A 20,765-nucleotide genomic window follows, 5' to 3' on the forward strand; every position below is an offset into this window, starting at 1 on the left:
GCCAACCACGCAGAAAAACAATGCGAGACCATGCAAAACCATCGCCATCGTCGCAGTGATCGCAGTGGTCGCCATCGCGCTCGCAAAACGCTATGAGAGGTCGAGATCTCCGTCCGTGCGTAGAAACTCCATCAGGTTGAGATGCCTTACGCCGTCGCGTTGCATTGGCAGCGGGTCCAAACTGAACAGGTATTTCGGATACCCGTCAGCCAGCTTCGTGAACGGACGGAATTCACGCTCCTCAACATTAGGATCCTGCACACTCATCGACACCTGCACATAGGCGTACCGTTCCCGCTTACGCACAATGAAGTCGCACTCCAGCTTACCAATAATGCCCACGCTTACCTCGTAGCCTTTCGACCTCAAATGCACGTACAGCGCATTTTCCAAGGCTGGTCCGTAACTCATTCGCGTATCAGTGTTACGCGCGAATCGTATGCCAGGATCCGCAAGATAATACTTCTCCCCGCCTCTCAACGACCTGCGCGAACGCAAATCGAATCGCGGGCATTTGTAGAGGACCTTCGCACTCTCCAACAGCCGGACATAGTTCGCGAGAGTCTCACGTTTGACCGTCACGCCTTCGCCATGTTTCAGATAGTCGACGATCCCCGACAGATTCGTGGGAGCGGCATAGTTGTTGATGAGATAGTCCTGCACACGCTGGAAGGTATCGCGGTGACGCACCACTTTGCGTGCGGCTATGTCTTTGTTGAAGATCTGCCCTATGACATCTTGGATATACATGGCTTTCGCATCAAGATCCTCATATTCCAGCGCTTTCGGAAACCCTCCATAGGTGAGATACTCTTGGAAAATCTGCGACTCCGGCTTTTGGGGAAGTCCAAGATACTCACGCATGCCGAGATATTCGCTGAACGATAGGGTGAACATTTCCAGCTCAATGTAGCGGCCTGTCAATTTGGTGGCAAGCTCGCCGGATAGCAGGTATGAATTGGATCCGGTGATGAAAATCGAGCAGTCGCCTTCTTCACGCCATCCGTTAACGATGGCCTCATACCCCTTCACGTTCTGTATTTCGTCGATGAACAGGTAACGCGTTGAAGCTGACTTGCCCAGGCTATGTTCAATGACCGCATCAAGCTTTTCCGGAGTGTTCACGCCTTGATATTCTCGACGGTCAAGATTGATGTAGCAGATATTGCCTTCCGCAACGCCACGTTCCCGCAGCTCATCCATGACACTGCACAGCAGACTCGATTTTCCGCAACGGCGAATGCCTGTGACCACCTTAATGAGTCCCGCATCGTCATAGAACGGACGAAGCTTGGCCAGATAATGCTCTCGACGATACATTTGCATGTTTTACTCCATCATCACAGTTTTAACGGTGATAAAATTACCCAAAAGAACAACTTTGCCCCGTTAAAAGCTTATTTTACATGCTCAACAACAGATTTTACACCCCCGTCATCACCTTTAAGTTCTCTTATTACCTGTTTACAGCAATTTAACGGGGTCAAAGTCGTTCAAAGATACAACTTTGACCCCGTTAAATATACTTTCGCACCGTATTTGGCTTATATACAGCAGATTCGGGAGACTTGGATTCACAGCTGGTCATTAGGCCAGAATGTGCATCCGGCTCTCGCAGCCATTTCCTGACGAAACCGGCTACTTGCAGCACGTTATTTCCCAATCGCCACTTACCGAGCCCAATTGCCAGGCTGCGTCGCATCCACCATGACGCACCGTCACAAACGCTCCCGTCTGACGCGCTTTACTGGCCTTGGGCGCGGTAGCGGGCTTCGGTGGCGGCTTTGGCGGGCTCCCACCAAGCGCGGTTGGCAGCATACCAAGCGATGGTCGCTTGCAAACCGGCTTCAAAATCGGTGTGCACAGGCTTCCATCCGAGTTCGGTACGCAGCTTACTAGAGTCGATCGCGTAACGCCGATCATGCCCGGGACGGTCACGCACCCAGTCGAACGCATCTTCGGCGCATCCCATAAGCCGTAGAATCATACGCATTACAGCAATATTGTTCATTTCGCCATCTGCGCCAATCAGGTACGTTTCGCCGATCCGCCCGCGCGTAAGAATCTCCCACACCGCAGAAGAGTGGTCTTCCGTATGAATCCAGTCGCGCACGTTCTCGCCTGTGCCATATAGTTTCGGCCGCACACCTTCCATGATGGATGTGATCTGCCGTGGAATGAATTTTTCCACATGCTGGTACGGCCCATAATTGTTGGAACAGTTAGAGATCGTGGCGCGAAGCCCGTACGTGCGAACCCACGCGCGCACCAGCTGGTCGGATGCCGCTTTCGACGCACTGTATGGGCTAGACGGCTTATACGGCGTGCTTTCGGTGAATTTGCATGGATCGTCAAGCGCAAGGTCGCCGTACACTTCGTCGGTGCTGATGTGGTGGAATCGCACGTCATGCTTACGGGCGGCTTCAAGCAAATGGAACGTGCCTTCCACGTTTGTTGTGATGAAGGGTTCAGGATTGGCAATGGAATTGTCGTTATGCGATTCGGCCGCAAAATGCACGATCGAGTCATGACCAGGCACGATACGTTCCAGTAATGCCGTATCGCAAATATCACCTTGCACAAGTTCGACTTGCGATTGCGGAAGACCGGCGATATTTTGCGGATTTCCGGCATAGGTCAGTTTGTCGAGCACGGTTATGTGCACGTCAGGATGGTTATGTGCCACATAGCGCACGAAATTGGCTCCGATAAACCCACATCCGCCGGTCACGATGATGTTGCGCGGCTTGAAAATCTCACTACTCACAATTTCAGAGTACCGGCAGGGTTGCATAGCCATAAAGCGATTCCACAAACTGGCTTATATATGGCAAATTTGCAGCTATTTTCACCCCCACCGCTGAACTTAGACTCACAACTAAGGTCACAAGGCCAAAGTCCGTCCGGCTCTCATAGTCATTTCTTGACGCTTACCAACCTTGGGTACAGTGGCGGGTTTCGGTGCCCCAAACGAAGCCGCACCACAGACTCACTCACACCTACACAAGGTTTTCGATGCGCATGGTGGGCTGCATAAGACAAACAAGGACCAAGTCCGTGATTTTATCCAGAGTCTCTCCATCCAGTTCTCCAACGACGCTGCCGTATCGCGCCTCGAGGTCAAGCGATTTAAGCTGTTCGATTTCCGCCCACCCATAAATTTCCGAACCATCTTCAGTCGGAATCACACCAACATTGACATGCAAAGGATATTCCCTACTGCTGGTTATCGGCACGACCATGGTGAGATTATTGAAACGGTTGTAAGCATCGTTACTAACAACCACCACAGGCCGACGTTTCCCCTGTTCATGGCCAGCCGACGAATCCAAATTCACCCACACCACGTCACCATAGCGATAGTCCTTCATAGAAGTTCCTTTCCGACTTGGCCAGCGAATCCGTCCTCCTGCGTCCGAGGCCCCTCGTATCCCGCAAACATCGCCTCAAAATCCGGAACCGAAATGACCCTCATACGCTTAGGGGTTAGAATAATACGCCCCTCCCGTACCTGCACGTCAAGCTGGTCGCCCACTTTGATTCCGGCATCCTCCACAACGTCGCGATTCAGCCGAACGCCTTGGCCGTTTCCCCATCTCACCAGTGTCGCAGCGCTCATTTCGATGCCTCCTTAACGCAAAATGAGTTTGTATACATTGTATACACAAAGTCCGTTGTAGACAAACGCATAGAGCAAGACCCCATACGCGCGTAAGCGAGATAATCGATCGCCTCCGCACAAACCCCAAAATCTGCCATACATAAGCGAGACACCACTTACCAACTTTCTCTATCTTTGCAACATGCGTGCATTTGACATAAAATACACATTAATTGCACGCAAGATTAGGGCAGGTGATTCAGATGGGCAATATTACCATTCGCATGAACGACGATCTGAAAGCTCGAGTCAACCAGACACTCGACGCCATAGGCATGAATTTCAACACTTACGTAACCATGGCAAGCATCCAGCTCGTGAACCAGCAGCGCCTGCCTTTCGACACCTCCGTGCGCACCGCGGAACCAAACGAGCAGACCAAGCGAGCCATGCTCGAAGCCGAAGCCAAGGAACGCGGTATCCTCCCAGACGACGCGGCCACCTTCAACAGCGCGCAAGACGCCATCGCCTGGCTGCACAACAATCACGGCTGAACAGGCAAAACGCCATGATTACCATCAAATTCGACCAACAATTTCAGACCGACTTCAAACGCATCTCACGACGAAAACCTCAAATCGTCACGGAACTCGAATATGTAATCGAAGCCATTGAGGAGTACGGACACGTTCCGGAATCATATAATCCTCACATGCTTGATCGCCCACGAGGAATCTACTCAGGATATGCGGAATTCCATCTTGCCGAAGGAAAAATGGATGTGTTGGTGATCTACTCGGAGCGGCCGGAAGCGTCGACAATCCGATTCATTCGCATGGGATCCCACGACGAACTGTTTGACGGTCCGTTGCTTTAGATGAGACCATCTTAGGCCCCAACGAGATTCAGCCATCGATTTCCGCACAACAAAAACTTTTTCTCACCATATCGGGCTTATATATGGCAGATTCGGAAGGTCGACCGGAAATATATACGAGACACTCGTTCGTCCACAGCTGAACACTAAAATGTACCCGGTTTAATTGTACAGAGCCTCCAATTATAGGGGGGCTATCTTTTTGAAGGATGCGACGATGCCTATTTTTTCGCCCGACCGTCACGCTTGTGCACCTTCATACGTAAAACTCACTAAGCAGCCGATTACGGGCGGAGCGTATCGCCCTCTTGCGAATGACAAAGACAGCAACGCTTGCGCTCCATCCGCCCTTTCAGGCCACCACGGTTCAAAACTGTATACGCAGAAATCAGCAATTCACGCCATCTCCGATAACGCAAGCGTTTTCATTTCCAAAGTCGATGCGCCCCATCTGCCAAAAACGACTGACGACAAGTCCATTGACGAAGCCATTAACGAAGCCGCGAACGACAGTACCCATTCAGCCCCCCCGTCTGCTGAAATTCAACTCGCGCAAGCTAACGAGCATCCTCTGATGCGGGCTGTCGAGGTCTGCAAACAATCCGTACACACTACGGCAAAAGCACTCTCCACCGCAGGACATGCAATTGCAAAAGCTGCCAAAACCACCGGCCACGCCATCCATACCGCCGCTACAGCGGTAAAGACCGCATGGCAAACTTTCACCAATTTCAAAGCTATTCAACTCATCATCAAATTCTTTCAGAAGGCGCACGGCCTGTGGAAGAAACGTCACCGTTTCTCGTTCTCGTTCTACGCCATTGTTCTGGTATTAGTTACCGCTTTTGAGGTCGTTTTTCTTCAGTGGGGAATGTACAGCGAGCCGGAATATCCTGAAGGCTCGGAAATTGATGATACGACCAGGGTTTTGCAAAGCGTTATTGGACGTACAACCAAGTTTGTAAGTCAAACATGGATTGACAATCAATATCAGGCATTACTGAATTTCATAGTTTTGGGTGCCATTTACCTCACCTTGGTGCTGATTCTCAATCGTTTCTGGGTTGCTTCAGCCATCTTCGGCACTGTTATGACGGTGTTTGCCGTTGCCAATCACATTAAGATTGAGTCTCGCAACGAACCTGTTATTCCTGCCGATTTAAACTTCATAACTGGTGGCAATGCGGGAGAACTCACTTCTTTTATTCCAAAATCCAGTCAGACTCTAGTTGATGGTGCGGTAACTGGCGTTATTTACTTTGTGGCCATCTGCATCATTATGCAATTCCTTGATGGCAGGAATGCAATCATCCCTTGCCACTGGCTACATCCATTTGCCAGCGTTAAGAATTTTGCAGGCACGCTGACCCGTGTCCTTGCCGCAGCTTTAAGCGCTACGCTCGTCGTGTCTTTCATCTGGGAACTGGGAACAGCGAATTCATGGGCTACGGAATTTGCGCACAACCTTTCTGACAATCCACAACCTTGGAATCCTCTAGCGGATGCAGCCAATAACGGACCCGCCATCAACTTCCTTCAACTCGCACACACCAAGATCATGGATGAACCCGAAGATTATTCCAAAGAGGCCATGACCAAGATCGCAAAGAAATATTCCAAGGAAGCCGACTCCATCAATCAGTCTAGAACAACTAATCTGACTGATAGCACTGTAATCATGGTACTTTCGGAAACCTTCTCGGATCCCACACGAATCCCGGGCGTAAGTTTCGCTGAAGATCCGATCCCAAATATTCGTCAAATTAAGGACGAAACAACTTCCGGACTCATGCTTTCCCCCGGTTACGGTGGCGGCACCGCCAACATCGAATACCAGGCTCTTACGGGTCTTTCCATGGCTAACTACAGCGATACCCTATCTATCGCTTACCAGCAATTGGTTCCTGGACAAAAGTGGGATCAGTCCCTCAATCAGCTATGGAATGAAAAGAACGGCGAAGATTCTTCCGTGGCCTTCCATGCATACAACCGCGGCATGTATTTTCGTGATATCAACTATAAGAAGTTTGGGTTCTCTAAGTTCTATGCCACAGATGGGACACCTGAACTCACAGACCTTCGCCTTATAGATTCGGCTTGGTATGTTTCCGATGAATCATTCTACAGCCAAGTGCTCAAGAAAGTGCAGTCCTCTGATGGCAACAAGTTTTATCAAGTCGTAACCATGCAGAATCACATGCCCTATGAGGATATCTACACAGATAATCAGTTCAAAGAACTTGACACTTCCGAAAATCTTCAGGAGAATGAACGACTCAATATTGAGACGTACACGAAAGGTCTTAATTACACAGATCAAGCAACACAAGATTTCCTAAATACTTTAAACAATATCGATCGTCCTATTACCGTCGTTTTCTATGGAGATCACTTGCCTGGCATCTACAGTACCGCATACTCCGATTCAGACAATATTCTTGGTCTTCATGAAACAGATTACTTTATTTGGTCCAACAATGCTTCCTCCGCTGCTGGAACTAAACTTGATGATGCTTCCTCCGCATACACCTCGTCCAACTATTTCTCTGCACAACTGGCTTCACATCTCAACGCTAAGGTGAGCCCATATCTGGCTTTTCTCACTGAGATGCATCAGGCCATACCTGCCATGTCGGTTCCTTCAGCGGCCGGAGGTAGTTCCGACAAACCGGTATATCTCAATGCCGCTGGTGCATGTATGAATGAGAAGGATCTTTCCGAGGAGGCTAAAACACTACTTCATGATTACAAACTCATTCAATACGATATGAGTGCCGGTAGGAACTACCTCAAGGATACTGATTTCGTAGAGCTTCAGTAGATTCGCGTTCCACATCACCGCCTGTTTCTACAATAGTGCTAGTTTGTCAGGAATAACGAAAGCCGGTAACTATGAAGATTGCAGTTGCTGGAACTGGATATGTAGGTCTTTCTGTCGCTTTGCTGCTTGCTTAACATAACGAGGTTCATGCTTTGGCATATTGTTCCGAAGAAAGTTGAGCTTCTGAACAACGGTAAAAGCCCTATTGTGGATGCTACGATCACTGATTTTCTGGAGAAGAACACTTCCGGAGAACGTCCTCTTGACTTCCATGCAACCGTTGATCCGGGAGAAGCGTATTCCAATGCTGATTTCGCAGTGATTGCAACGCCTACGAACTATGACGAGAAGAAGAATTATTTCGATACTTCCAGCGTGGAAGCGGCGATTTCCGCAGTGCGAAGGTACGCGCCGGAAGCGTGGATTGTTATTAAGTCGACTATTCCCGTTGGCTGCACTCAGCAGTTGCGCGATCGGCTGAACGATGACCATATTCTGTTTTCTCCGGAATTCCTTCGTGAAGGTCATGCTCTGTTTGACAACTTGCATCCCAGCCGTATTGTTGTTGGAGCTCCGCAGGATGATGCACGTTCCGTAGAGTCCGCACATACTTTTGTGGATCTTCTGGCTCAGGGAGCGGCTTCTGAGGAACGTTCTCGGGTCAATCATGATGGCAGCACGGGCATTCCGGAACTGGTAGTGGACACTACCGAGGCCGAGGCCATCAAATTGTTTGCTAACACATATCTTGCACTGCGCGTGGCCTATTTCAATGAGCTCGACACTTATGCCGAAAGCCGTGGACTGAACACTCACGAAATCTTTGACGGCGTTTGCTTGGATCCGCGCATCGGCGACGGTTACAACAATCCAAGCTTCGTATATGGCGGCTACTGCCTGCCAAAGGACACCAAGCAACTGCTCGCCAATTACGATCAGGCTCCGCAGAATTTAATCGAGGCGATTGTGAATGCTAACCGTACTCGCAAAGACTTTATCGCCGACGAGATTCTTGACAGGGTCAAGGACGTTGACGAGCCTGTTGCCGGTATTTACCATTTGACCATGAAATCCGGTTCCGACAACTTCCGCCAGTCCGTGATTCAGGGTGTCATGAGCAGTTCAAGGCAAACGACATCCCCGTGTTGATTTATGAGCCGACACTAGACGCTACCGACTTCTTTGGCAACGAAATGACGCACGATTTTGACTCATTCACAAAACGGTCTACCGTCATCGTTGCCAATCGTTAGAATGATGACCTTAACAAGGTATCGGACAAGGTTTTCACACGCGATTTGTTCAAACGAGATTAATAAAAGTCTCTGCCTCCTCACAAATGAACCGCACTTCCAATCATCGAATCGGAATTTCTTCAGTCCATCAATCGGGGCGCGGTTCACGTATCAACTTCACACTTGCTTACTTCTTGCCTTGCACTTTGCGTGCCACGATCTTCATGAGCTCGCGCTGCTTGGAACCGGTTGGTGCCAAAACGTCCACGTATTTACGGATTGGACTGTCTTCAGCAATGGCTCGATCATGATGCTCCGGAGGTTCCGGCTTCTGCACTCCAGACATGGCGGCGTACATTTGCGCAACAAACGGGGTTTCCTGCGCGTACTGCCAATACAGGGGAGCAAAATCGCACCAAGGATTCTTCCAGGGCTTGTCGAAACCGGCATAATGCACGACTTTTGGTACCTTACGCGATTCCATATATGCCTTATACACGTCTGCAGGTGCGAAATCAAACACTCCCGCCACACGTCCGGCACAGTTATGCATCACGTTCCACGAATAGTCGAGGTACGTAACAAGTCCCTCGCACTCAGTGTTGAGAATATCCTGATCGTTGTAGATGTATCCCGGTTTTGCGGCAATCTGCAGCCATTCATGGACCGTATGAATTTTACGCATGCAATCCAAATTCATAACCAGCACGCCAGCTTGGAAATATCCGTAGGCATCACGCATATGCAGTTGCTTGTGCACATATTCGGCGCGAATACCATCTTTCATATTGAGATTGCCGATGAAGTCGATGTCTGGTACTGCGGCGATGGCGCTATCGCCCATTTCTGTATCAAACAGTTCGGCAACATCACCATTCACTACAAGATCGCAATCCAGATACAGCAGCTTTGAGTAGAAAGGCAACGCTTCCTGAATGATGAAACGGTAATACGTTTCCACACTGATATGTGCATTGCTGGTAGTGAGATTGAACCCCGCAAGATAGCGACTCACATCATAGAAACGCACGGTGGCATTCGAGAATTGCGCAAGGAATTTCGCGATAATCTGCTTGTTCTCATCAGAGATATTTCGTTCCAATACGATCACATCGTAAAAACGATCTGTGGAAGCGTTCTTCAGCATCGAATATATCGTGGTAGTAAGCATTGGAACGTAATTATCATCCGCTGCGAAAACTACGGGCATAATGCTTTCGGGATTCTCCTGCAGAGGCTCAAGCTTGGTGAACGGTTCCGGATGCAGAAAATGTACGCACTGCAGTCGTTTGATTTTCCAATTGGCTCCAGTGCGTTGTTTGTGCGCAAGGAAAATGTTAAGCAAACGTTCGGAAAGATGCCCGACAGTGCGGGTGGTCTGCACATCCATCTTGCTGAAATCAGTATGTTCGGCGAACTCATCCAGCAGGGGGAACAGCCATTCGTTGTACTCGAAGAAAATGTTCTTCTTCATGATAAACATGTTGCAGAAAGCTGCAGTATGCCCATTCAGCACCGCATCGGCATCCGCTTTGTAATCAGGATGACGCGCGCACAGAATGTCATACATGTGACGCAAATCCTTGAGACGAAGATGCCTATCCGCACCCCAATGCTGCTTGAGATTCGTAAACCCGCCGATACGACGGGTGTCGTTAAGCGGCGTGGTGATAACGTCCCAGCCATCTACCGCTTTGGCGATATCCACATCGTTGATACCGTATTCTTTAATGGTTTGACTATCGATATAGGAGTCGATGATCTCGCCATAGTCATTTTCCTTATGCGGAGTGTCGGCGAAATCGAAGTAGCGTCGGTAGTGGCAGAAACCGTAGTAGTCGGCGTCCTCATTTTTCCAAGCCCAGTATTGCGCTGTCAATTCGCAGTAGCGAGGATTTTTGTCGGAAATATTCTCACCCTCATCATCGTGTAGCGTGCTGTCGAATCGCTTTGCAGCCTTGGCTGCTCCAACCTGTACGGGGAGGATACTGTTTCCTTCGGGGAAAACAGCAGGCTTGTGCGCCGACACGAAGATTTTGATATCCAGATGCTGATGTTCTCCTGTGAGAGCCATGTGAGATATTCCGCCTTACTGAAACAAACGTCCTTTCCACAATAGAATATATGAGAGTACTGCTGAAGGAGGGCACACTACACGTTTTGTGCTCAAATGCTTCGCACTAGTAGGATAGGACGCTTGTGAAGAACTTTTTTGACAGCCTCAAAAAGAGGTACCACTACGCAATGGTGGTATTCAAGGAACTGGTGAAAACCGATTTCCAGTTGCGTTACCAAGGATCGTTCCTCGGTATGGTGTGGTCCGTATTGAAGCCACTTATGCTGTTCGCTGTGATGTACGTAGTGTTCGTGAAGTTCTTGAAGTTCTCCGATGGCACTCCGACCTTCCCGATTTCATTGCTGTGCGGTACCTGCTTGTGGAGCTTCTTCTCCGAATCCACCAGCATGGGTATGCAGTCTATTGTTGGCCGCGGTGATTTGCTGCGTAAGGTTCATTTCCCGAATTATATTATTGTGGCTTCCACCACGATGGGTTCCATGATTTCCCTTGGCATCAACTTGCTAGTGGTAATTTGCTTCGGCTCCTTCGCCCACGCGCACTACACATGGCGCATATTGCTTGTACCGCTTAGCATCATCCAGTTGTACTGTCTTGGTCTTGGCGTGGCTCTGCTGCTCGCATCACTGTTCGTGTACTTCCGTGATGTGGCCCATATTTGGGAAGTCATATTGCAGGCCATGTTCTACGCGACGCCTATCATCTACCCGATTACCATGGTCGCGAATAACCCGGAATTCTCTTGGGCTGCCAAAATCCTGATGTTGAATCCTTCCACCCAAGTGATCATGGATATTCGTCATAATCTGCTTTCTCCGGAATACGTGCCGACTGTATGGAGCATGGTTGATAACAAACTGCTTTGCCTGCTGCCATATGCATTGTCTGTTTTCATTCTGTGGCTGGGCATTCACGTATTTCGTAAGTACAGCTCCAAGTTCGCGGAGGTGCTCTAAATCATGGCTGAGGTTGCAATGGCTGAGGAAAAGAACGTTGACGAGCGCCCGGTAGTGCTCAAAGTTGATCATGTTGCCAAAATGTTCCGACTACCCACGGAACAGGCGACCGGTCTAAAGATGGCTTTCCTGAATTGGACAAAAGGCATCAAGGGCTACACCGAGCAGCATGTTTTACGTGACATTAGTTTCGAAGTGCATCAAGGTGATTTCTTCGGCATCGTCGGACGTAATGGTTCCGGTAAGTCCACGCTGTTGAAGATCATTTCACAAATCTATACTCCGGAACAAGGTTCTGTAACAGTTGAAGGCAAGCTGGTGCCATTCATCGAGCTTGGCGTTGGCTTCAATCCGGAATTGACCGGCCGTGAGAATGTGTATCTGAACGGTGCTCTACTGGGCTTCACTCGCGCTGAAATCGACGCGATGTACGATGACATCGTTGAGTTCGCCGAGCTTGAAGAGTTCATGGATCAGAAGCTCAAGAACTATTCTTCCGGTATGCAGGTGCGTCTTGCCTTCTCCGTTGCCATCAAGGCCCAAGGCGATATTCTGGTGCTTGATGAAGTCCTGGCCGTCGGCGACGAAGCGTTCCAGCGTAAGTGTGATAACTTCTTTGCTGAAATCAAGAAGGATCCGACGAAGACCGTTATTCTTGTCACCCATTCCATGGATTCCGTTAAAAAATACTGCAACAAGGCCATCCTGATCAAGAACGGCGAAATTATCGCCAGTGGTGACAAGAATGATGTTGCCGATCGTTATACTCTCGAAAACTTCAAGCAGAAAAATTCCGAGGAACATAATCACGTCGAAGAAGACAATGGTAATAAACCGTGGCTCAAAGTCATTCCAGCTTCAAACCCAGTTTGCAAGAAAGATGACTCATTCGACTTCGATATTGAATATTACTTTGATCAAGATACTGATTTTTACTTTACAATGACCTTACTCGACGCAAAAAGAGGCGGACTAACTTTTGATCCAGGTCCCAAGTTGTATAAGTTCCACAACCCTGGTCATCATAAAGTAAGGTTCTCACTACCGGTCAATATATTTAATAATGGTGACTTCCAGATCGTCGCTTCTTTACGTATTGACGACCCCGAAAATCCACAGACGCCTAAAGCAATTGCATTTGCAAATGGTGAGGACTCTTGCCGTTTCGCAATTCGCGATTCACGAAATGGAGACTATGCTTTGCTGAATAACGATATTTTGGCTATCGAATGTAAGGGAACTATCGAATAAATAGTTTTACAGCAAAATCCGTGAAGCTGGTTCAGACGCTAGGAAGTCGAAGATGCCAGTAGTGCCCGAACCAGCTGACGATAAACCATAAGACCGATGACAGCGCCACAATTTCACCTACTGTACAAGTGAGAGAAAACAATGCCTAATTCGATGCCTTTAGAAATGAGAACAGCCTCACAACCTTTTTTCTCAATTATTGTTCCAACCTACAACAATGCCGATTATCTGCGGAAGTGTATTCATTCCATACAAAATCAAGTCTTTCGTGACTGGGAAGCCATTATTGTCATCGATGGCAGCCCAGATGATGCATTTCTTGTAGCCAACAGAATGTCTGACGAAGATGAACGAATCCGCATTATTAACAAGATACGCAATGAGGGAACCCATCTCGCACGAAAGAGCGGAGTTGAACTCGCTCAAGGCAAATATTCGATGTTTGTAGACGCAGACGATGAGCTGGCTCCTAACGCTTTATTCGCACTGTCCAAACTTGCTCACGAGCAGAGTTTCGATGTTCTTCATTTTGGTACGGAACTTTTTGGGACAGATATGCCCGATCCCGTCTGCGCTGACATTCTACGACTCAGCAATCGAACTCTTCCTACGTTGCAAGGATCGGACATTGTTGCTTCCTCTTTCTCCGCTCAAGATGAGTTCCGTCAAGATTGGAGAGTTCTGCAACGACTATATAGGACGAATTTATTAAAGTCAGCCTTTAAGGTAATGTCCAGCGACCGTTTAGTCCGTGGCGAGGACAGTTATGAATGGCTCGTTATAGCAAGTCTTGCCAGCACTGAACTCTTTTACAACAACGTTATAGCTTATCGTTACTATCTAGGCAGAGGAATTACCACGTTCCATCCCATGTCTAAAGATAAATTCGCTTCTTTATGCACCAACTATGGAATGCTAGTACAAAGAGCCTCGGCATACGCGGATCAATTCACTGTTTTTGATTTGTCGCCCTGCGTAAGAGGACTCAGACATCGTCTAATAGAAATGTTGTTCGGTGACTGGTACGTTCGTCTATCCGACAAGGACAAGATAGAAACTATTGATACAGCCACAAAGTCTTTTACCCCTTTAGAAGTCGCAACTGAGCTGATGCGACTCTCCCGTGATGATGCGTATTCCCACTGGGACGCAGGAGATTCCTTCGATCCCCAAGCACGCTATGTTCAATGGAAAGAAATTGCTGAAAAACTAGCAGGCACTAACGTCACCCCGCAATATACCGATTACCGAAATCAAGCAATCCGTCATTTTTTAGATTTGAAAACACGGAATTCTAAGTCAGAAAATAAGATGTCTTTTTTCAAAAAGCACCTTACTTTTTTAAAGAAATAAACATTTTTCACCAGAAAGCTTGTAAGATGAGGGAAAAAAATCCTTTTTTCAGTATTATTATTCCATGCTACAACAGCGCTAGTTATATTCAAGAATGCCTAGACAGCCTGACTAAACAAAGTTTCACGGACTGGGAAGCCATTGTGGTCAATGACGCCAGTTCTGACGAAGCCAGTGAAATCATCGAACAATACACTTCTCGTGATCAGCGGATTCATCTTCTAGACAAACAAATAAACGAAGGATTACATCTCGCAAGAAGAAGTGGGGTTTCCATCAGCTCCGGCAAATATGTCTTATTTCTAGATTCAGATGACGCCTTAGCTGAAGAGACCCTTTCTAAAGTTCGTTTCGCCATCAATCAGAATAATCCAGATATTTTCCGGTTCGGCCTCACCTGTGTAGAACAAAACGGCATGAACAGCCACTCTGCGCGAGAATTTGAGGCTTGGGCGAATTCGCCATCCTCTGTCTCCGGTGGAAATCAACTATTAGAAGATACCTTCATTTCCCCGAGCGAATACGGAAGAGACTGGCATGTCACGCATAAAGCCTTCCGTGGAGACATTTGCCGTCGGGCATTCTCGGTAATGTCCGACACTCGCCTCGAACGAGCCGAAGACAGCTATGAGTTTCTCGTTCTTGCAAGTATGTCCGATTTAGAAATCTCTGATACAACTATCCGAGGATATATCTACAACATAGGCAGAGGCGTCACAACGGATAAATCCCTCTCAATTCAACAGTTTTTAACTGCCGCAAATCAGATGAAACTGTGTTGGGTGGCGGCAAACGCATTCGCCGAGGACAATCAATCAGCACTTATCCTTAAATCCTCTGCACGTCTCAAAGAACGGCTTATTTTTTCGCTGATGAATGACTGGAAAGATAGAATTCCTGAAAAAGACAAGCTTGAAGCGGCAAAACAAGTCTCTCAGGTTATTGGAAATACCGAGACATCTGTAGAACTGATGCGTTTTGTCAGAGATGAAGCTTATACCTCTCTTGGATATACAAATTCTTCTAAGGCTTTCGTCACCTGGTTCAAACTAGCCAAAAGCCTTGTCCAAGATGAACCAAACATACCAGCCCGATATTTACAACTGGAAAAAGCTGCCAGCAGGCACGTCAAAGAATACAACGCGGCACAAGAGCTTTACTTCCGACAAGAAAACCATCGAGTAAAAATCTTTGCATCCACTCATAAAGACGTCAATCGTTTCCCCTGCGATACCATCCAAATGATTCAAGTAGGTTCATCCGGAAACTCAATGCGTCTATTTTATTGCCACCGCGATGATGAAGGCGAGAATATCTCCGACCGTAATCCGCGCTATTGCGAATTGACCGCCCAGTACTGGGCCTGGAAGAATGTGGATGCCGATTATTACGGTTTCTGCCATTATCGCCGATATTTTGATTTCTCCGACACTCCCCACAAAGAGAACCCATATGGCGAGATCATAGATGATTACATCGATGCCAAAGCCGCGAAAGAGTATGGACTTGACGATACAAACATTGAGCGAGTAGTTCACCAATACGACGTCATCACCACTCCATTCGGTGATCTCACGGAGATTATTGACGAGCACGGCACTCCGCGCGCACTGTGGGAGGCCGCTCCCCTGCTACATGATGATGATCTGCTTCACTGCTATCGAATTCTGTGCAAGATGTATCCGGACTACAAGGAGGATGCCGACGCCTTCTTCAAGGGCAACAAAGCCTGCTTCTGCAACATGTTCATCATGAAGAAGGAGATCTTCTTCGACTATTGCTCTTGGATGTTCCCGATTCTTGAGGAATTCGACAGGAACACCGATTACAGCATGTATAGCAAGGAGGCGCTGCGCACTCCGGGGCACCTTTCCGAACGCCTGTTGAACATCTATTTGATGCACCATAAGCGCATCGGCTCCAATTGGAAGTTCAAGGAGCTGCAGTGCGTGCACTTCACCAATCCGGAACCAGCCGAGCAGCTCAAGCCGCTTGACGTCACTGATAAGCCGATCATTCCAGTGGTGTTCGCAGCGGATGACAATTACGTGCCACAGCTGACCACTACCGTGTACTCAGCCATGAAGAACGCTGATCCGAGCTATTTCTACGATGTCACCGTACTGCAGCGCAACATCTCTTGGGATAAGCAGGAGCGTATGCGCGGGTTCTTCAAGCAGTTCCCGAACATGAATCTGCGATTCACCAACGTGGACCGCGAACTTGCCGGATATGAGCTTTCCACCAACAACGCGCATATCAGCGTGGAGACGTACTACCGTTTCCTGATTCAGAAAGTCCTGCCATTCTATGACAAGGTGCTGTATCTCGATTCCGACATCATCATCAACGGTGATATCGCAAAGCTCTACAACATCGATTTGCAGGGCAAGCTGCTTGGCGCAGTGCGCGATATCGATTTCCTTGGCAATTTGAACGTAAAGCATGGTAAGCGTATGAATTATGCGAAGACCGTGCTGAAGATGAAGAATCCATACGATTACTTCCAGGCTGGCGTGCTGGTGCTCAACACCAAGGCCATGCGCGAGCGCTACACCATCAGGCAGTGGCTTACGTATGCGTCCAATCCTGCGTTCATCTATAACGATCAGGACGTGCTTAACGCACATTGCGAGAGCGAAGTGTTGTATCTGCCATGGGAGTGGAATGTGGTTCACGATTGCGGCGGACGTGTCGGCAATCTGTTTGTGCAGGCACCAAACGACATTTATGACGCCTACATGAGGTCACGTAACAACCCGCAGATCATCCACTATGCCGGTTTCCAGAAGCCGTGGACTGATCCAGATTGCGATTTCGCTTCCATTTACTGGCGTTATGCACGTGAAACACCATTCTATGAGCGTTTGTTGAAGCGTGTAGTAAAAGCTACGGCACCGAAAGCTCCTGTCATTGTCACGCCAGCCAAGCCACCTCGCGCGGTGGGTGAGGATAACCCAATTCGTAAAATCATCGACCCAATCATGCCGATTGGGTCGCGCCGGAGGGAACTCCTCAAGTCAATCGGACGAACAGCACGAGGCCGACGCTAATTAACACCAAATATAAAGCCGGTGAAAAGCATTAATACTGCCTTTCACCGGCTTTGAATTTATTCTCGCTTTACCGCTCATCCTCAGCTGCCTGCGCGCTGTTTGTTTGCTCACCAGACCCGAGCATTCCAAGCATGAGCGGCGCAATCATAACCATTGGTATGAGATATCTCATGCCTTCTATGGTCACGGTAGCCGGTGAAATCCATAGAAACAGGAATGTGACAACATAAGGTGCCAGCCACGAGCAATGTCGCTGTTTACGACGTATACACTCGTAGAGAACAAACACGAATATCCATGTCGACCACACCGCACGCGAGCACAATAGATTCACTATTGGAGCTCGCGCTATGTGATCATTAATCGTCTCCTGAAGTTTCTGCACTGCATTTTTGAAGCCACCAAAGCATAGCCCTAATTTCACCGAATCAGGTAACGCATAATGATCGCTTCCTAAAGCGTACGTCTGCATTACTAAATCACCAGCATTCGAATCAGTAGGTGAAGGAATGCCCAGCCAAGCCTCCTGCAAAGCGACATACGCTTCAACATATGTTTCCGGATGAGATGCCAGCCCATGGATCCAAGCAATCGCATATTGACCTAAATATTGATCATTCTGAGAATCCCAAGAATAACCTTTCACATTGTCCGATGCCCACCATTGGTACCGGTCGGCTACATCATCACCCAGAATTTTGTAGATAACTTCTAGATCCTGTCTCGAAACATCATTTTCATGCCGCTTCACCAGTAACGCGGATTGCTGCAACGGAACGGCAAGCATCTCTTGTTTTCCACCTTCCTGTATACGGAGTACAGGGAAAACGATTTTCGGCATCAGTATCATAAATACCGATATAACGACAGTAAAAACACCAACAGCACGCTTACGTATAATTGAAGATACTGCAAAAAATAAGATGATACAGCATATAAGCACGATGTAGACGCCAGTTTTTTTCGTAAGCCCCATCAAAAGCGCAGTCAGTAAAAACGCCGTAAAAAATTGAGGCTGTTTGAGTAATACTCCCTGAGTTCTTACCGCTTCAACAAATATCATGGCAAACCAGATAAAAAACGGCATGAACAACGAATCTTTGACCATCGTCATGGAAAACAGCGCCGTAAAGGGGAATACCGCAAAGAAAATCATTTCAGCAAAACAGAATCGCCATCCAGCGCCAATATGACGACAGTAAAGAATCATTGACGCAAGAGATGCAATGGTGACCAGTTCGATAACTATGCACCCTAGGTACAACCCTCGATCAGCCGAGCCGAAAAACGCTCCTAATCGCAGAAAAGTACCAAATATCATAGTGTCGAAAACAGGATGGTGATCAGAGAGATAACTACCATTAGTAAAAGTATTCGGCTGGCCATTCCATTGGAGCAGTTGCTGCTCAGTGTCATACCAGATGACACCCGGATAAGTAACAATCAGATACGGAAGCCAGCACAGCACCAACACAACCGCAATTAACGCAAACTGTTTCTTCGATGTCTTAAAAGAGAAGATCTCCCGCAACTTACACGAAACGTTTCGATACGTTTCAGGCTCCCGATTCAACCAAGCCAGCACGCACTCTAAAAGCAACACAAAAAGGAAGAAGAGGATTGCGATTATGAGCGTATACCAAAGCATGCGCGGAGCCAGAACCAACTGATCATTCTGACGAATGGAGTCAACCAGCGACGCTAGAAAACCACAGATCATCGCCAAAACAACAAGTGGCACACGCCGCTTCATGCCCTTTTGAACCACAGTCATCCTTGTGTCCTCCAGCGTTCTCCAATATCGTCCAACGCAAATAAATCAACTTATTAGAAGCACACTGCTGGTGGCATAGATTTCTCTACGTCACCAGCAACGCCCACTATTCTTCTACGTTCTCTTGACTTCGGCTCTTAGCTATTAAAGTCAAGAAAAGTGGCGCAACACAAATCATCTGCAGAACGTATCTGGTAGGTTCACCTCCCATGCCAGATACCGGCACCAACAACAAATACACAAAGGACATATCTACCGGCATCATGGACGCCACACGACCTAGCTTGCCCTTCTCTGGCCTCAGCGCAAAGAAAAGCATCAAGCATGGAAGAATAGAAGCCCACAAAGATCTGGAAAAAAGTACGTTGACAACAGGCACACTCTGTTCCATGTTGTATATGGAGCGTGCCATATCGCTCTTTGAAGCTTTAACAGGCCATTGCGGAACATACTTCATTATTGGATCGTAATACCAAGCAGATTCTGTGCAAACTACCATATAGTTAGGAGAGCCATCATTGTTTTGGAATCCAAACCAACCCTTAACAAGGCCAATCCATGATTCGAAATGCCCAAGCGGGTGTTCCACAGTTTTTTTGATCCACAGCTTGATAAAGTCGCCAAAAAGGCTTTCATCCTTAAGCTTTGTTCCCTTCACTGGATCAACAATTTGAGGATCATAGCTATCAGCTATTTTCGAATAATCGATGGTCAGGAAATCAGACACCAACCCCTTCTCATCTTCGGTCATATCATCACCGTTGTATTTGATATCGTGTGCGACCTGCTGAATAGCGAAAGGAATGCTTTCTTGCTTTCCGCCAGGCTCAACACCAAGTGCAGGCATGATACATTTAGGAATTAAGATCAGCATGATAACAGCTACCGCCATCCCTACTGAAATCAAGATTGCCTTCGCTTTTTTTGAAAGAACCATCAAGAAAGCAAGAACAAGCGAAGGAACGACAACATACACCCCCGCCTTCTTCGTTAAGCACGTAAGCAATCCACAAAGAAACAGCCCACTAATGACCCAAGGATTAGTCGCAATATCGCCTTTTGTCCTAATTACTTCGACAAAAAGAAGACAAAAAGCCATAAGAAACAGAACCGAAATCGTGTCTTTCGCAAGAGAGCAAAACATTACAGGGAACACAGGGAACAGCGCAAAAAAAGCAAGTTCCACATGACATGCTCTTCTGCTAAGCCCCATCTTATGCGTATACAGCACAGTCACAGAGAGAAGCATAATCGCAGTAATCAGTTGTAATACGATTAGGCAGTACAGTCCCAATATTGGATTTCCGAAAGTTTGTTCTCCAAAATCTGCAAAAGCCCCAAACAGGTATGTCAAGGCAAACGGATGATGATCAGTAAACTCTTCTACACCATAATGAATCAACAATTGCTTAGAAGTATCAGACCAATACACTCCAGGGAAAAGAAAAAAGATATAAGGGAACCAGCAGATAAAAATAATTACCGCATTCTTCAGAACACTTCTGATTGTCCACTCATACCTCAGAAACCTCGCTTCGCGATTCTCCTCAAGAGCGTTCCATTTCATCTTTTCCACTGCTGAGTCAACAGCAATAAAAAGAAACACAAAAAGCAGGCAGAAAAGTAAAGCTTTGTAAAAGAAGGCGGTTTTTAAAGTCAGAATCTTCCCTTCGGAGTTGGACGCATCATCCCCGAAGGCAAACATGATGCCCAGTATCACAGGAATAACGATTCGAAGACCTATACGATTGTTTTTAATCATGA

General features: G+C 47.6%; 14 protein-coding genes and 1 pseudogene. 8 read left to right on the forward strand and 7 right to left on the reverse strand.

What is annotated here, in order from left to right; genetic code table 11:
- Positions 1-90 precede the first annotated feature (90 nt).
- The 4 genes from BBKW_RS08755 to BBKW_RS08770 all read right to left on the reverse strand — a co-directional run bounded on the left by BBKW_RS08755 (position 91) and on the right by BBKW_RS08770 (position 3,619).
- On the reverse strand, positions 91-1,326 hold the full coding sequence (locus BBKW_RS08755; protein ID WP_033501472.1) for an ATP-binding protein: 1,236 nt from the start codon (positions 1,324-1,326) through the stop codon (positions 91-93).
- A gap of 418 nt (positions 1,327-1,744) precedes the next feature.
- The gene (gene rfbB, locus BBKW_RS08760) at positions 1,745-2,794 is read right to left on the reverse strand and encodes a dTDP-glucose 4,6-dehydratase (RefSeq protein WP_193564548.1); all 1,050 of its coding nucleotides are present in this window, start codon (positions 2,792-2,794) and stop codon (positions 1,745-1,747) included.
- Between the two features lie 205 nt (positions 2,795-2,999).
- On the reverse strand, positions 3,000-3,371 hold the full coding sequence (locus tag BBKW_RS08765; protein WP_033501473.1) for a type II toxin-antitoxin system PemK/MazF family toxin: 372 nt from the start codon (positions 3,369-3,371) through the stop codon (positions 3,000-3,002).
- The gene (locus BBKW_RS08770) at positions 3,368-3,619 is read right to left on the reverse strand and encodes an AbrB/MazE/SpoVT family DNA-binding domain-containing protein (protein WP_048349543.1); all 252 of its coding nucleotides are present in this window, start codon (positions 3,617-3,619) and stop codon (positions 3,368-3,370) included. Before BBKW_RS08770 ends, BBKW_RS08765 begins: the two co-directional genes overlap by 4 nt.
- 245 nt (positions 3,620-3,864) lie before the next feature.
- On the opposite strand from BBKW_RS08770, the gene BBKW_RS08775 reads away from it, so the two are divergent.
- The 4 genes and pseudogenes from BBKW_RS08775 (at position 3,865) to BBKW_RS08790 (ending at position 8,615) form a co-directional block, all read left to right on the forward strand.
- The gene (locus tag BBKW_RS08775) at positions 3,865-4,155 is read left to right on the forward strand and encodes a type II toxin-antitoxin system RelB/DinJ family antitoxin (RefSeq protein WP_033501474.1); all 291 of its coding nucleotides are present in this window, start codon (positions 3,865-3,867) and stop codon (positions 4,153-4,155) included.
- Positions 4,156-4,169: 14 nt separating this feature from the next.
- Positions 4,170-4,478, forward strand: a complete 309-nt coding sequence (locus tag BBKW_RS08780) for a type II toxin-antitoxin system RelE/ParE family toxin (protein ID WP_228429007.1) — start codon at positions 4,170-4,172, stop codon at positions 4,476-4,478.
- Between the two features lie 217 nt (positions 4,479-4,695).
- The gene (locus BBKW_RS08785) at positions 4,696-7,299 is read left to right on the forward strand and encodes an LTA synthase family protein (protein ID WP_048349544.1); all 2,604 of its coding nucleotides are present in this window, start codon (positions 4,696-4,698) and stop codon (positions 7,297-7,299) included.
- Between the two features lie 71 nt (positions 7,300-7,370).
- A pseudogene (locus BBKW_RS08790) lies at positions 7,371-8,615 on the forward strand (nucleotide sugar dehydrogenase).
- 106 nt (positions 8,616-8,721) lie between these two features.
- On the opposite strand, the gene BBKW_RS08795 reads toward BBKW_RS08790, so the two are convergent.
- On the reverse strand, positions 8,722-10,608 hold the full coding sequence (locus BBKW_RS08795) for a DUF4422 domain-containing protein (protein WP_033501476.1): 1,887 nt from the start codon (positions 10,606-10,608) through the stop codon (positions 8,722-8,724).
- Positions 10,609-10,733: 125 nt separating this feature from the next.
- Here BBKW_RS08795 and BBKW_RS08800 point away from each other — a divergent pair, with 125 nt between their 5' ends.
- The 4 genes from BBKW_RS08800 to BBKW_RS10335 all read left to right on the forward strand — a co-directional run bounded on the left by BBKW_RS08800 (position 10,734) and on the right by BBKW_RS10335 (position 17,224).
- The gene (locus BBKW_RS08800) at positions 10,734-11,567 is read left to right on the forward strand and encodes an ABC transporter permease (RefSeq protein ID WP_033501477.1); all 834 of its coding nucleotides are present in this window, start codon (positions 10,734-10,736) and stop codon (positions 11,565-11,567) included.
- A 3-nt stretch (positions 11,568-11,570) separates the two neighbouring features.
- Complete coding sequence (locus tag BBKW_RS08805) at positions 11,571-12,818, forward strand: ABC transporter ATP-binding protein (RefSeq protein ID WP_033501478.1); 1,248 nt, start codon at positions 11,571-11,573, stop codon at positions 12,816-12,818.
- 141 nt (positions 12,819-12,959) lie between these two features.
- On the forward strand, positions 12,960-14,171 hold the full coding sequence (locus BBKW_RS08810; RefSeq protein ID WP_048349545.1) for a glycosyltransferase family 2 protein: 1,212 nt from the start codon (positions 12,960-12,962) through the stop codon (positions 14,169-14,171).
- Between the two features lie 26 nt (positions 14,172-14,197).
- Entirely contained in the window at positions 14,198-17,224 is a 3,027-nt protein-coding gene (locus tag BBKW_RS10335) for a DUF4422 domain-containing protein (RefSeq protein ID WP_033501481.1), read from the forward strand.
- 70 nt (positions 17,225-17,294) lie between these two features.
- Here BBKW_RS10335 and BBKW_RS08820 read toward each other — a convergent pair whose 3' ends face one another.
- The gene (locus BBKW_RS08820) at positions 17,295-19,001 is read right to left on the reverse strand and encodes a DUF6020 family protein (protein ID WP_033501482.1); all 1,707 of its coding nucleotides are present in this window, start codon (positions 18,999-19,001) and stop codon (positions 17,295-17,297) included.
- Positions 19,002-19,107: 106 nt separating this feature from the next.
- Positions 19,108-20,763, reverse strand: a complete 1,656-nt coding sequence (locus BBKW_RS08825) for a DUF6020 family protein (protein WP_048349546.1) — start codon at positions 20,761-20,763, stop codon at positions 19,108-19,110.
- Positions 20,764-20,765 lie beyond the last annotated feature (2 nt).

This window comes from Bifidobacterium catenulatum subsp. kashiwanohense JCM 15439 = DSM 21854, from assembly GCF_001042615.1.
In the GTDB taxonomy this organism is placed as follows: domain Bacteria; phylum Actinomycetota; class Actinomycetes; order Actinomycetales; family Bifidobacteriaceae; genus Bifidobacterium; species Bifidobacterium catenulatum.